Here is a 13,011-nt window from a genome sequence, read left to right as displayed (position 1 = left end):
GCTCCCCCTCAGCCGAAGAAGACCTCCACCTCGCGGTACCGGTCCACCGGCACCAGCTTGAGCTGGGCGGTCGCCTCGGCCAGCGGCACCCGCACGATGTCGGTGCCGCGCAGCGCCACCATGACCCCGGACGCGCCGTCGTGCACGGCGTCGACGGCCGCCAGCCCGAAACGGGTGGCCAGCACCCGGTCGAACGGGGACGGCGTCCCCCCGCGCTGGATGTGGCCGAGCACCACGCAGCGGGCCTCCCGCCCGGTGCGCTGCTCGATCAGCGACGCCAGCGCCGTGCCGATGCCGCCCAGCCGGACGTGGCCGAACGCGTCCGTCTGCCCGGTGGCCACCACCAGGTCGCCGCCCTGGGCCTTCGCCCCCTCGGACACGACGACGATCGGCGAGTACCCGGACTCGAACCGGTGCTGGCAGTGGGCGACCACGGCCTCGACGTCGAAGGGCTGCTCGGGGATGAGGACGACGGTCGCGCCGCCGGCCATGCCCGAGTGCAGCGCGATCCAGCCGGCGTGCCGGCCCATGACCTCGACGACGAGCGTGCGGTGGTGGCTGTCGCCGGTCGTGTGCAGCCGGTCGATCGCCTCGGTGGCCACGCCCAGTGCGGTGTCGAAGCCGAAGGTGTAGTCCGTGGCGTCGAGGTCGTTGTCGATGGTCTTGGGGACACCGACGATCGTGAGACCGGCCTCGGACAGCTTGGCGGCCACGCCGAGGGTGTCCTCCCCGCCGATGGGGACGAGCGCGTCGATGCCCAGGCGCTCCAGGTTGGCCATCACCCGGTCCGCGCCGCCCTCCAGCGCGTAGGGGTTGGTGCGCGAGGTGCCCAGCACGGTCCCGCCGCGGGGCAGGATGCCACGGACCGCCCGCAGGTCCATCGGCACGGTGTCGGCATCGAGCACGCCCCGCCAGCCGTCCCGGAACCCGACGACCTCGTCCCCGTGCTGGACGCCCTTGCGGACGACGGCCCGGATGACCGCGTTGAGCCCCGGGCAGTCACCGCCGCCGGTCAGGATGCCGATGCGCATGTGCGTCCTCCGGGAAGGGTTCTCGCTGCTCAGCGGTTGGTGCCGGCCATGATGCCGCACCGAGGGCCTGAGCAGACATGAGTCGGCTGATCGCGGTCACCGGCGCCACCGGCACCCTCGGCGGCCGGGTCGCCGCCCGCCTGGCCGGGCGGCGCGACGTCTCGCTGCGGCTCGTCGTCCGCGACCCCGCCCGTGCGCCGCGGCTTCCCGGGGCGCAGGCCGTCGCCGCGCCCGGCGGCTACGCCGACGGGCCCGGCCTCACCGCGGCCCTGCGAGGCGTGCACACCCTCTACCTGGTGTCGGCCGCGGAGGCCGAGGACCGCGTGCACCAGCACCTGACCGCCGTCGGCGCCGCCGCGGCCGCCGGGGTGCAGCGGATCGTCTACACCTCCTTCCTCGGAGCCGCGCCGGACGCGGTCTTCACGCTGGCCCGGCAGCACGCCACCACCGAGGACGCCATCGCCGCCACCGGCCTGCGCGCGACGTTCCTCCGGCACTCGATGTACGCCGACTTCGTGCCGTTCTTCGCCACCCGCGAGGACGGCCGGGCGGTGGTCGCCGCGCCCGCGGGCGAGGGCCGCGCGAGCTTCGTGTCCCGCGACGACCTGGCCGACGTCGGTGCCGCGGTGCTGCTCGACGACTCGGGAGCGCTCGACGGCTGCGCCCTCGACGTCACCGGGCCGGCGGCGCTGTCGCTGGACGAGGCCGTCGCCGTCCTCATCGAGGTCACCGGCCTGCCCGCGGAGTACCGCCGGCAGACGGTCGACGAGGCGTGGGCGACCCGGCGCCCCTCCGGCCACCCGGACTGGGAGATCGAGGGCTGGGTGACCAGCTACCTGGCGATCGCGGCCGGGGAGATGGCCCCGGTGACCGACGTCGTCGAGGAGCTCACCGGCTCCCCGGCACGGACGGTGGCCGAGCACCTGCGCGCCCACCCGGAGGACTGGGCACACCTGGGCGCCTGAGCGGCCGGGGGACAAGGGCCCTGTCGGCGCTCCGGAGGGCGGCCTAGCGTCGGCGCCGCGCGTCCCTGCCACCGGCCGCGCGTCCTGCCACCGCCGGAGGTCTGTGATGGACCAGCCCTACCAGGGCTCGGCCGACGTCCACGTGCTCCCCGCGAACCTGGCGCTGCCGGGGCTGGGCGTCCTGCCGGTCAACTCCTACCTGCTCATGGCCGAGGAGCCGGTCCTCGTCGACACCGGTCTGGGCGTCGACGCCGACGACTTCGTCGACGCGGTGAGCTCCATCGTGGCCCCGGAGCAGCTGCGCTGGATCTGGCTCACCCACGACGACGCCGACCACACCGGCAGCATCGCGCGGCTCATGGAACTGGCACCCCACGCGACGCTGGTCACCCACGGCTTCTCCGCCCTCCGGATGGCGACCTGGTGGCCCGTGCCGATGCACCGGGTGCACGCCGTCCGCTTCGGGGACGACGTCCACGTGGGTGACCGCACGTTGACCGCCGTCGCCCCGCCGCTGTTCGACAACCCGCTGTCGGTCGGCGTCCTGGACCGCTCCACCGGGGCGCTGTTCAGCGTCGACGCGTTCGGGGCGATCATCCCCGAGCCGGCCCGGGCCGCCTCCGACGTGCCGCCCGAGGCGCTGGCCGGCGGCATGCTCGGCTGGGCGACGTCGGACTCGCCGTGGGTGCACCTCACCCAGCCCGCCGTGTTCGGGGAGGTGCTCGACCGGGTCCGTCAGCTGCGGCCCACGCGGATCTTCTCGGCCCACCTGCCCGCCGCGGACGGCACCGAGCTCGAGGAGTTCCTCGCGGTGCTGGAGCGGGTGCCGGCCGCCGAGCGGTTCATCCCGCCCGACGCCGAGGAGTTCACCCGGATGATCGACGCGCTGACCGAGATGCAGCGGGCCGGGGTGCCGGTACCGCGCACCGAGTCCGCACCGCAGCCGAGCCCCGCCCGCCCGGGCTGACGGCCGACCGGCGAGGCGTCGCGGGCGCGGAGGGTGGCCTCGCGGGGTGGCCTTGCGCCCTTCTGCCCGCCGTCCCGCGGTGCGACGCTCGTGCCGTTGCACGGGGGCCGCACGACCGGAGGACGACGGCGATGACCGTGCCCACGAGCCCGCTGACCGACCTGGCCGACCCCTTCCCCGCGCTGGCCGCCCTGCGGGAGAGCGGTCCCGTGCGGCGCGTCGACGAGCGCCTGGGCCTGCCCGTGTGGGTGGTCGCCCGCTACGACGACGTCCTGGCGGCGCTGTCGGACCCCCGGTTGAGCAACGACCCGCACCACGCCACGGCCCTCACCGAGCTCCTCGACGGCGACTTCCTGAGCCGCAGCATGATCGGCACGGACCCGCCCGAGCACACCCGGCTGCGGCGGCTGGTGTCCAAGGCGTTCACCGCGCGCCGGGTGGAGGGGCTGCGGCCGCGGGTCCAGCAGATCACCGACGCGCTGCTGGACCGCATCACCCCGCGGGGCTCCGCGGAGCTGATCGGCGCCTTCGCCCTGCCCCTGCCCATCACCGTCATCGGCGAGCTGCTCGGCGTCCCCGAGGCCGACCGGGAGCGCTTCCGCGGCTGGACCGACGAGATGCTGGAGCGGCCGTTCGACCCGAACACCGACATGGCCCTGGTGACCGCCGCCCGCGAGCAGATGTACGGCTACCTCGCCGACCTCGTCGACGCCAAGCGCGCCCGGCCCGCCGACGACCTGCTCACCGACCTGGTGCAGGCGACCGACGAGGGTGAGCGGCTCGACCGGCAGGAGCTGCTCTCGATGACCTTCCTGCTGCTCATCGCGGGCTACGTGACCACGGTGAACCTCATCGGCAACGGCACGCTGGCGCTGCTGCGCTCGCCCGACCAGCTCGACCGGCTCCGCGCCGACCCGGCCCTCGTGCCGCAGGCGGTGGAGGAGGTCCTCCGTTACGACGGCCCGGTCAACCCCGGGCTCACCCGCTACACGCTGGAGGACGTCGAGATCGGCGGGGTGCGGATCCCCCGCGGCGAGATGGTGCTGCTCGCCGTCGCCGCGGCCGACCGGGACCCCGACCGCTTCCCCTCCCCCGACCGGTTCGACGTCGACGCGGCCGGGCCCGGGCACCTGGCGTTCGGCCACGGCGTCCACTACTGCCTGGGCGCGCCGCTGGCCCGCCTCGAGGGGCAGATCGCCTTCACCGCGCTGCTCGAGCGGCTGCCCGACCTGACCCTGGCCGTGCCCGAGGACGAGCTGCGGTGGTCGGCCAGCGGCGTGCTCCGTGGCGTCCGGGCGTTGCCGGTGACGTTCACGCCCACGCCCGCGCGGGCCGCCTGAGCCGGCGGCCTCAGCGGCGGGCGCCCTCCATCGCCCGCCAGCGGGCGAGGTTGTAGCGGGCGTCGACCAGCGCGTCGTGGGTGCCGGTCGGCTTGGGCGGCAGCGGCGGCTGCCCCAGGTCGTCCCAGCGCTGCCGCAGCTCCCGGGTGAAGCGCGGGATCGGCCGCGGCAGCGCCGGCATCGCCCCCCACAGCTGGCACAGCGCGACGTGGTCGTAGGCGGCGTACCAGGCCCACAGCTCGACCTCATCCCCCGGGCCGGTCAGGAAGGCCAGCAGGTCGTCGCGGATCCGCTGCCGGCTGCGCCAGGCCCGGTCGGCCGGCGGGGGCAGCTGGTCGAGCACGTGGCGCCGCACCCACGGGATCGCCTTGCCGGGGTCGAACTCGGTGCTCACCGCGTAGAACTCGCGCCCGGCCTCGTCGACGACGCCGATGGACACCAGGTCGATGGTGGACCCGTCCTCGATGAACTCGGTGTCGTAGAAGAACCGCCGCACGCCGATCACCGTAGGCGGCCCTCGTGCAGGCCGCCGTGCTGCTGCCCCGGGGGGACCCTCGGTTAGGTTGCCCTCATGCCGGTGCTGGCGATCGACGCGGGGACGACAGGGGTGACCGCGCTGGTCGTGGGCGAGGAGGGCGACGTCCTCTCCCGCGGCTACCGGGAGTTCGCCCAGCTCTTCCCCCGCCCGGGCTGGGTGGAGCACGAGCCCGAGGACATCTGGACGGCGACGCTGGCCGCCTGCCGCCAGGCGCTGGCCGGCACCGACCAGCAGCCGACCTGCGTGGGCCTCACCGACCAGCGCGAGACCGCGGTGGTGTGGGACCGGCGCACCGGCCGCTCGCCGCGGCCGGCCATCGTCTGGCAGGACCGGCGGACCAGCGGGATCTGCGACCGGCTGCGCGAGGCCGGGCACGAGCCGCGGGTCGCCGAGCTCACCGGCCTGCGGCTGGACCCGTACTTCACCGCCACCAAGTACTGCTGGCTGGCCGCCGAGGAGCCGGCGCTGTGGAGCGGCGTCCGGGACGGCGGCCTCGTGCTGGGCACCGTCGACTCGTTCGTGGTGCACCGGCTGACCGGCGGGGCGGTGCACGTCACCGACCCGAGCAACGCCTCGCGCACGCTGCTCTACGACCTCGAGCGCGGCACCTGGTCCGACGAGCTGTGCGCCCTGTTCGACGTCCCGCGGGCCGCGCTGCCGGAGGTCGTGCCCAGCTCCGGCGTCGTCGGGACCACCGACCCCGACGTGTTCCTCGGCCTGGAGCTGCCGGTCGCCGGCATCGCCGGGGACCAGCAGGCGGCGCTGTTCGGGCAGGCCTGCTACTCCCCCGGCATGAGCAAGTGCACCTACGGCACCGGCTCGTTCGTGCTGCAGAACACCGGACCGGCGCCGGTCCGCTCGAACGCCGGGCTGCTGACGACCGTGGCCTGGGACCTCGGGGACGGGCTGGTCTACGCCCTGGAGGGGGCGGTGTTCGTCACGGGCGCCGCGGTGCAGTGGTTGCGCGACGGGCTGGGCCTGATCGACTCCGCGGCCGAGATCGAGGGCCTGGCCCGCACGGTGCCCGACTCCGGCGACGTCGTCTTCGTGCCCGCCCTCACCGGGCTGGGCGCCCCGTACTGGGACCCGCACGCCCGCGGCGCCGTCCTCGGCATCACCCGGGGCACCTCCCGGGCGCACCTGGCCCGGGCCACGCTGGAGGCGATCGCCTTCCAGGTGCGCGACGTCGTCGACGTCATGGCGTCCGAGGCGGGGCTGGCGGTCCCCGAGCTGTCGGCCGACGGGGGCGCCAGCGCCAACGACCTGCTGATGCAGCTGCAGGCCGACCAGCTCGGCGTGCCGGTCCGCCGCCCGGTGGTCACCGAGACCACCGCGCTGGGCGCGGCGTTCCTGGCCGGCCTCGGCACCGGCGTCTGGAGCACCACCGGCGAGCTGGCCGACACCTGGTCGCTGGACCGCCGCTTCGAGCCCGAGCCCGGTCGGCGGGACGACGGCCGGCACGAGCGCTGGCGCGCGGCGGTGGCCCGGGCCGGCGGCTGGACCGCGTGAGCGCCGATCGGGGTGAGCGCCCCGCCGACCTGCCCCTGCGGGACAGCGACCTCGTCGAGTTCCTGCTCGCCCGGTTCGACGAGGACGAGGAGGCCGCCCGCTTCGTGCAGGCGAGCCCCGCGCCGACCAACCGCGCGCTGGTCGCCCACGTGCTGCGCGACGCCGCCGCCAAGCGTCAGCTCGTCGAGTACTTCCGGGACCTGGAGAGACGGGGCGGCCGCGGCGACACCATGGACCACGCGCTGCGGCTGATCGGCCAGACCTACGCCGACCACCCGCACTACCGCGACGAGTGGCGCCCCTGACGGGGGACGGTGCCTAGCCGGCCAGGGACTCCGGGGCGCGGTCGCCGGCCTCGTCGGCGGGCGGCTCCATCCGCCGGACCACCTCGGAGGCGCTGGCGCCGGTGGCGTCCATCGACTTCTTGACCATGGCGCCGTAGACGTCGACGTACTCCTGCCCCGACATGGTCATGATCTCGTACATGATCTCGTCGGTGATCGACCGCTCCACGAACCGGTCACCGGCCAGCCCCTCGTAGCGGGAGAAGTCCAGCGGCTGCCCGAAGCGCACGCACACCTTCGGCAGCCGGCGCCCCACCAGGGGCAGGGCGCGCGGCCGGTAGACCATCGCCACGGGCACGACCGGCGCCCCCGTCTCCAGCGCCATCCGGGCCACGCCGGTCTTGCCGCGGAAGAGCCGCCCGTCGGGCGAGCGGGTGCCCTCCGGGTAGATCCCGAGCAGCTTGCCCTCGCGCAGGATGCGCAGGCCGGTGCGGATCGCGTTCTCCGCGGCCGAGGCGTTGGTGCGGTCGATCGGCACCTGGCCGGCCCCGGTGAAGAAGGCGCGCTGCAGGAAACCCTTCACCCCGGTGCCGGTGAAGTACTCGTTCTTGGCGAGGAAGGTGACCCGACGGCGCAGCGACAGGGGCATGAACACCCAGTCGGCCGCCGACAGGTGGTTGCTCGCGAGGATCGCGGCGCCCGTGCGCGGGACGTGCTCGACACCCTCGACCTGCGGCCGGAAGACCAGCTTCACGACCGGGCCGATCGCCACGAACTTGAGGAACCAGTAGAACAACACGCCTCCCTCTGGGGCTGCCAGACTAAGGAGCCCGGCGGCGGATGGACAATCGCAGGCCCACGTCGCCGTGGCACCCCGCCCGCGCTGCCAGGTCGGCACTCCCGCCGACGCCGAGGAGGACCCCCGTGCCTGACGACGCGGTGCCCGCTGCCGAGGCACCTCCCGCCGTGCGTCCCGGCGCCGAGCCGTTCGCGTTCCCCGGCGGACCGGCGGGGGCGGGGACGGGCGTGCTGCTGGTCCACGGCTTCACCGGCTCGCCGTTCAGCATGCGGCCGTGGGGCGAGCACCTCGCCGCCGAGGGCTTCGCCGTCCGGGCACCGCTGCTGCCGGGCCACGGCACCCGCTGGCAGGACTGCAACCTCACCACCGAGCAGGACTGGGTGGACGCCGTCACCACGGCGTTCGACGCGCTGGCCGCCGAGTGCGACCGGGTGGTCGTCGCGGGGCTGTCCATGGGCGGGACCCTCGCCATCCGGCTGGCCGAGCTGCGAGCGCGCGAGGTGGCGGGCCTCGTGCTGGTCAACCCCTCACTGCTGACCGAGCGCCTCGACGCCAAGCTGCTGCCGGTCCTGGCCCGGCTCACGCCGAGCTGGAAGGCGATCGCCAACGACATCAAGAAGCCGGGGGTCGACGAGCGGGCGTACGCGAAGCTGCCCACCCGCGCCGTCCTCGGCCTGCGGCGGCTGTGGACGGCGACCCGCGCCGACCTCGGACAGGTCACCGCGCCCCTGCTGGTGTTCCGCAGCGTCACCGACCACGTGGTGGAGCCCGCGTCGGTGCGCGTGCTGCTCGCCGGCGTGGCCAGCACCGACACGACCGAGGTGCTCCTGGAGGACAGCTACCACGTCGCCACCCTCGACAACGACGCGCCGCGGGTCTTCGCCGCGTCCGTGGACTGGATCCGGGAGCGCACGCCCGCGCTGGAGGCCGGCGCGTGACCGGCCGGCGGGGGCGGCGCGACAACGGCCTGGACGCCGCGCTCTGGACCCCGGTGCGCGACGTCGACCCGCGGGTGGGTGAGCACCTGCTCGACGTGCTCCGGGACGCGGGCATCGCCGCCTACCTGGAGCCCTCGGCCGACGTCGAGCCCTACACGCGCACGGTCTCGCTGCCCAGCCCGCCCACCGACCGGATCTTCGTGGATCGAGCGCGGTCGGCGGAGGGCCGCTCCCTGGTCGAGCAGCACGTCGACGAGCACGTCCAGGAGCGGACCCGCGCGGCGCGGGCGCCCCGGCGCGACATCGACGAGGACGCCGAGTGGGCCCGGATCGTCGCTGCGTTCGAGGCCGAGCACGGCCGGACGGTGGTGGACGAGGAGCCCTCGCCGGCCCCGCCGCCGGCACCCGCCGAGCCGGATGTGCTGGACCGCCCCGAGGAGCACTACGAGCCCCCGCCGCCCCCGCCGGTGCCGGCCCCGGCGCCCGCCTCGCTGTACGCGGTGCTGCTGATCGCGGCGGGTGCGGTGCTGATCGTGGCGCCCCGCGTGCTGGGGCTGTCCTCGGACGTCGGCCTGGTGCTGGGCGTGGCCGCCGTCGTGGGCGGGGTCGGCGTGCTGGTGTCCCGGATGCGGGACCGCTCCATCGACGACGGCGACGACGGCGCCGTCGTCTAGAGGGGCGCGAGGGGAGCCGCGGTGCGGGGGCCGTGCCGCGGTGCGGGGGCCGGAGGCTCCCCGGCGCGGTGCGGCGGGTGGGCTCCACGCGACGGGGGGCGGCACCTGGCCGCGGTGTCGTCCGGAGGACGACGGGTGCCATAGCCTCGGCAGGTGGACGCACCCCACTCCACCACCGTCAGCCTGACCGGTCACCTGATGGACACCGGCATCCTGGCCCGGGTCCTCGACGACGTCCTCGAGTACGGCGGCGACTACCGCATCGAGGCCCTCGACCTCGGCCGGCAGCACGAGGACGAGTCCCGCGCCACCGTGGAGGTCAAGGCCCCCGACCCCGACCTGCTCGAGCGCATCGTCATGCGGCTGCAGACCCACGGGGCCAACACCGTCGACCCGGGGACGGCGACCCTGCGCCCGGCGCCGGCAGACGGCGTCTTCCCCGAGGACTTCTACTCGACGACCAACCTGGACACCTTCGTCCGGCTGGACCGGGAGTGGCTGCCCGTGGACCGCGCCGAGATGGACTGCGGGCTGGTGGTCGACCGGGGCGGTGACCGGCCGGTCGTGCGCACCGTCCCGGTGAGCGACGTGCGGGCCGGGGAGCTCGTGGTCTGCGGTGCGCACGGCGTCCGGGTGGAGATGCCGCCGGCAGTGGCCCGCGGCGAGGAGGAGGCGTTCGGGTTCATGTCCTCGATCGCCTCCAGCGAGAAGCCGCAGGTGGTCCTGGTCCGCCAGATCGCCGACCGGATGCGCGAGGTGAAGGCGGCCGGGCAGAAGGTGCTCTGGGTCGGCGGCCCGGCCGTCGTCCACACCGGGGCGGCCCCGGCGATGGTGCGCCTGGTGGACGCCGGCTACGTCGACGTCCTGTTCGCCGGCAACGCGCTGGCCACCCACGACATCGAGTCGGCGCTGTACGGCACCTCGCTGGGCGTGGACCTGGCCAAGGGGTCCGGCGTGCCGCACGGGCACGAACACCACATCCGGGCCATCAACACCATCCGGCGGGCGGGCTCCATCGCGGCAGCCGTGGGGTCCGGTGTCCTGACCGGTGGGGTCATGCACGCGATGGTCCGCGCGGGCAAGCCGTTCGTGCTGGTCGGCTCCGTGCGGGACGACGGCCCGCTGCCCGACGTGTACACCGACGTCATCGAGGGTCAGCGGGCGATGCGCGCGCAGCTGCCCGACGTCGGCTTCGCGATCATGGTGGCGACGATGCTGCACGCCATCGCGACCGGGAACATCCTCCCGGCGTCGGTGCCCCTGGTGTGCGTGGACATCAACCCCGCGACGGTGACCAAGCTGGCCGACCGCGGCAGCGCCCAGGCGATGGGCATCGTCACCGACATCGGCCTGTTCCTCGAGCAGCTGGCCCGCGAGCTCACCGGGGTGTGAGCGCCCTCGCGGCCAGGTCCTACTCGCCCTCGCAGACGGCGCGGCGCACGAGGTCCGCAGCGCCGACCAGGCCGGCCTGCGCGCCGAGCTGGGCGGCCACCACCCGCGGGCCGGGCCGGAACCCGCGGCCGGGCAGCGCCCGCTCGAGCCGCTCGCGCGCCGGGCCCAGGACCATCTCCCCGAGCACGCTCACCCCGCCGCCGATGACCACGACCTCGGGGTCGAGGACGGCGGCCAGGTCGGCGATGCCCTGCCCCAGCCAGGAGCCGACCTCGGCGAGCAGCTCGAGCGCCAGCGGGTCCCCCTCCGCGGCGGCGCGCGCGACGTCCTCGCCGGTGAGCCGGTCGGCGTCGCCGTCCACCCGGTCCAGCAGCCGCGCCGCGGCGGCCGGGGAGCTGCGGGCCACCTCGCGCGCGGTCTGCCCGAGCGCGGTGCCGCTGGCGTACTGCTCCCAGCAGCCGCGGTTGCCGCAGGCGCACAGCCGGCCGTCGGGGACCACCCGCATGTGGCCCCACTCCCCCGCCACCCCGTGCGAGCCGCGCTGCAGCCGGCCGTCCATGACGATCCCGCCGCCGATGCCGGTGCCCAGGGTGATCATCAGGGCGAGGTCGGCGCCGGCGGCCGCGCCGTAACGGTACTCGGCCCAGGCGGCGGCGTCGGCGTCGTTGCCCACCCACAGCGGCCGCTGCAGCCGCCCGGCGAGGTCCTTGCGCAGGGTCGAGTTCCGCCAGGCCAGGTGCGGGCTGAACAGCACGGTGTCCCCGGTGCGGTCGAACCACCCGGCCGCGCCCACGCCGACGCCGACCAGCGGTCCGCCGTGCCAGAGCGCGAGCTCCTCGACCACCGCGGCGATGGCGTCCTCGGTCTCGGTGACCGACGCCCCCGGGGTGGCCCGGCGCGCCGTGGAGAGGACCGTCCCGTCGGGCGCCACGACGCCACCGGCGACCTTGGTGCCGCCGATGTCGATGCCCAGTGCCGGCAGCCCGGCGGCCGCCGGGTCCCGGGGGGTCTGGCTCCCGGCCACTCAGGCGATCTCGACGCGCTGGACCGTCGGGGTCGTCCCGGCGGCCGGCGCCGGCTGCGCCGCGACGTCGGTCGCCTCCGCCGCGGCGCCGGCCTGCTCCGCCGCGGCGCCGGCCGGCGGGGTCTGCTCGCCGGCCGGGGCGGTCTCGCTGAAGGACCGCAGCGCGGCCGCCGCGGCACCGAGGACGTCGGCCAGCGCGGCGGTGACCTCCGGCCGCTCACCGCGCACCACGGCCGCCACCTGGCAGACCGGGCACCACCGGCAGTCGGCCGGGTGGCCGTCGTCACCCGCCCCGCGGGCGCCCTCGCGCAGCGTCTGGCCGAGGGTCTGCCCCAGCCCGGCCACCAGCCGGCGGGCCTGCTCGGCCCAGTCGGGTGCGTCGGTCATGTCGTGCTCCCCTCGGCGGCCAGCAGCGAGGCCGGCCACTGCTGCGGATCGGGTGTGAAGGTGACCTCGAGCCGTGCCCGCGCGGTGCCGGCGTCGGCGAGGGTGCCGGCGGTGACCAGGCAGCGGCGCAGCAGGGCGTCGAGCCGGATCGACCGGCGCGCTCCGGCCACGGTCACGACCAGGTCGTCCCCCCAGCGGGTCAGTTCCAGGCCCTCGCGCTCGGCGAAGGGCAGTGGCAGCACCAGCCGCCGTCCGCCGTCCACCCGCTCGGTCACCGGGGTCACCGGCTCGGCCGGCCCCGGGTCGTCGTCCTCGGCGAGCAGCGCGGCCAGCGCCGGAGGGCCCTGCGGCGCCTCCGCCGCCTCCTGGACCCGCCGCACCGGGGCCAGCTCGGCCAGTGCGGCGAGGACGGCGTCCTGCTCGGCGCCGCGCCGGCCCCACCACTCCCCCGCGCCACCGTCGGGCAGCACGCGGGCGAGGACGGCCGTGGGTCGCTGACCGTGCAGTGCCAGCGCGGTCACCGCCGACCGCAGCACGGGCAGCGCAGCGGGCCGCGGCGGAGCCACCAGGCGGACCTCGGTGGTGGCGGGGTCGGTGAGCGCCAGCCGGCCGACCAGCTCCTCGAGCACGGGCACGGCGTCGAGGGCGGCGTCCACCGGGCCGCGCCGGACCGCGCCGGACCGGACCGCGGCGGTGCGGACGGCGCCGAGCACCCGCAGCCGCGCGGGCAGGGCCTGGTCCAGCCACCAGCCCAGCACGTCGGGCAGCGCCACGAGCGCCGCACCCGAGGGCAGGGGCCCCGCGTCGACGACGACCGTGTCGGCCTCGGCACCGCGGACGGCCCGCCCCAGCCGGGCCAGCAGCGCGAGCTCCCCCGAGCCGGGCAGGGGCACCACCGAGCTGGGCGGGGGCAGCGTCACCCCGGGGACGGCGTCGCCCACCTGCTCGGCGACCGCCGACCAGAGGACCTCCAGTGCGCCGAGCGGCTCCACCTCGTCGACGGCGAGGCCCGGGACGGCGTCCGGGGCCACCGGCCGGGTGCCGGACCGGGTCAGCAGCAGGGTGCGCCGGCCCGAGCGGGCCGACCGCACGGCGGCCGCCGCGGCGAGGGTCGAGGTACCGGCCCCACCGGGCCCGGTGAGGAGCAGCGTCCGCACGGCCCG

Annotated in this window: 14 protein-coding genes; 8 read left to right on the top strand and 6 right to left on the bottom strand. The window is 75.9% G+C overall.

What is annotated here, in order from left to right; translation table 11 throughout:
* Positions 1-8 precede the first annotated feature (8 nt).
* Positions 9-1,031 (bottom strand): 6-phosphofructokinase, encoded by a 1,023-nt coding sequence (locus ACI79I_RS16770; RefSeq protein ID WP_456993459.1) that lies wholly within the window; start codon positions 1,029-1,031, stop codon positions 9-11.
* 77 nt (positions 1,032-1,108) lie between these two features.
* On the opposite strand from ACI79I_RS16770, the gene ACI79I_RS16765 reads away from it, so the two are divergent.
* The 3 genes from ACI79I_RS16765 (at position 1,109) to ACI79I_RS16755 (ending at position 4,303) form a co-directional block, all read left to right on the top strand.
* Positions 1,109-1,996 carry an NmrA family NAD(P)-binding protein gene (locus ACI79I_RS16765; protein ID WP_456993458.1) on the top strand — a complete coding sequence of 296 codons (888 nt, stop codon included), beginning with the start codon at positions 1,109-1,111 and terminating at the stop codon, positions 1,994-1,996.
* Positions 1,997-2,102: 106 nt separating this feature from the next.
* Positions 2,103-2,963, top strand: a complete 861-nt coding sequence (locus ACI79I_RS16760; protein ID WP_456993457.1) for an MBL fold metallo-hydrolase — start codon at positions 2,103-2,105, stop codon at positions 2,961-2,963.
* 131 nt (positions 2,964-3,094) lie between these two features.
* Positions 3,095-4,303 (top strand): cytochrome P450 family protein, encoded by a 1,209-nt coding sequence (locus tag ACI79I_RS16755; protein WP_456993456.1) that lies wholly within the window; start codon positions 3,095-3,097, stop codon positions 4,301-4,303.
* Between the two features lie 10 nt (positions 4,304-4,313).
* Here the strand turns inward: ACI79I_RS16755 and ACI79I_RS16750 are convergent, their stop codons facing one another.
* A complete protein-coding gene (locus ACI79I_RS16750) occupies positions 4,314-4,799 on the bottom strand; it encodes a polyadenylate-specific 3'-exoribonuclease AS (RefSeq protein WP_456993455.1) in 486 nt (161 codons plus the stop codon).
* A gap of 75 nt (positions 4,800-4,874) precedes the next feature.
* On the opposite strand from ACI79I_RS16750, the gene glpK reads away from it, so the two are divergent.
* Together glpK and ACI79I_RS16740 are read left to right on the top strand one after the other, a co-directional pair.
* Positions 4,875-6,350: a glycerol kinase GlpK gene (glpK, locus tag ACI79I_RS16745; protein ID WP_456993454.1), complete on the top strand. Its 1,476-nt coding sequence runs from the start codon at positions 4,875-4,877 to the stop codon at positions 6,348-6,350.
* Complete coding sequence (locus ACI79I_RS16740; protein WP_456948109.1) at positions 6,347-6,655, top strand: DUF6221 family protein; 309 nt, start codon at positions 6,347-6,349, stop codon at positions 6,653-6,655. Before glpK ends, ACI79I_RS16740 begins: the two co-directional genes overlap by 4 nt.
* A 13-nt stretch (positions 6,656-6,668) precedes the next feature.
* On the opposite strand, the gene ACI79I_RS16735 is transcribed toward ACI79I_RS16740, so the two are convergent.
* The gene (locus ACI79I_RS16735) at positions 6,669-7,433 is read right to left on the bottom strand and encodes a lysophospholipid acyltransferase family protein (RefSeq protein ID WP_456993453.1); all 765 of its coding nucleotides are present in this window, start codon (positions 7,431-7,433) and stop codon (positions 6,669-6,671) included.
* Between the two features lie 125 nt (positions 7,434-7,558).
* Between ACI79I_RS16735 and ACI79I_RS16730 the strand changes: the two genes are divergently transcribed.
* The 3 genes from ACI79I_RS16730 (at position 7,559) to ACI79I_RS16720 (ending at position 10,437) form a co-directional block, all read left to right on the top strand.
* Positions 7,559-8,371 (top strand): alpha/beta hydrolase, encoded by an 813-nt coding sequence (locus tag ACI79I_RS16730; RefSeq protein ID WP_456993452.1) that lies wholly within the window; start codon positions 7,559-7,561, stop codon positions 8,369-8,371.
* Positions 8,368-9,045: a hypothetical protein gene (locus ACI79I_RS16725; protein ID WP_456993451.1), complete on the top strand. Its 678-nt coding sequence runs from the start codon at positions 8,368-8,370 to the stop codon at positions 9,043-9,045. The genes ACI79I_RS16730 and ACI79I_RS16725 overlap by 4 nt, the downstream gene beginning before the upstream one ends.
* A gap of 153 nt (positions 9,046-9,198) precedes the next feature.
* Positions 9,199-10,437 carry an ornithine cyclodeaminase, nickel-pincer nucleotide-dependent gene (locus ACI79I_RS16720; protein WP_456993450.1) on the top strand — a complete coding sequence of 413 codons (1,239 nt, stop codon included), beginning with the start codon at positions 9,199-9,201 and terminating at the stop codon, positions 10,435-10,437.
* Positions 10,438-10,456: 19 nt separating this feature from the next.
* Here the strand turns inward: ACI79I_RS16720 and ACI79I_RS16715 are convergent, their stop codons facing one another.
* From ACI79I_RS16715 to ACI79I_RS16705, 3 genes are read right to left on the bottom strand one after another with little or no spacing between them, the layout of a single operon-like run.
* Positions 10,457-11,461, bottom strand: a complete 1,005-nt coding sequence (locus ACI79I_RS16715; protein ID WP_456993449.1) for an ROK family glucokinase — start codon at positions 11,459-11,461, stop codon at positions 10,457-10,459.
* Positions 11,462-11,848 (bottom strand): hypothetical protein, encoded by a 387-nt coding sequence (locus ACI79I_RS16710; protein WP_456993448.1) that lies wholly within the window; start codon positions 11,846-11,848, stop codon positions 11,462-11,464.
* A complete protein-coding gene (locus ACI79I_RS16705; protein ID WP_456993447.1) occupies positions 11,845-13,005 on the bottom strand; it encodes an ArsA family ATPase in 1,161 nt (386 codons plus the stop codon). The genes ACI79I_RS16710 and ACI79I_RS16705 overlap by 4 nt, the downstream gene beginning before the upstream one ends.
* Between the last annotated feature and the right edge of the window lie 6 nt (positions 13,006-13,011).

The sequence above is a fragment of the Geodermatophilus sp. SYSU D01105 genome, assembly GCF_054050095.1.
The sequence above is the reverse complement of the archived record's forward strand: the minus strand, read 5'-3'. Positions and strand labels throughout refer to the sequence as shown.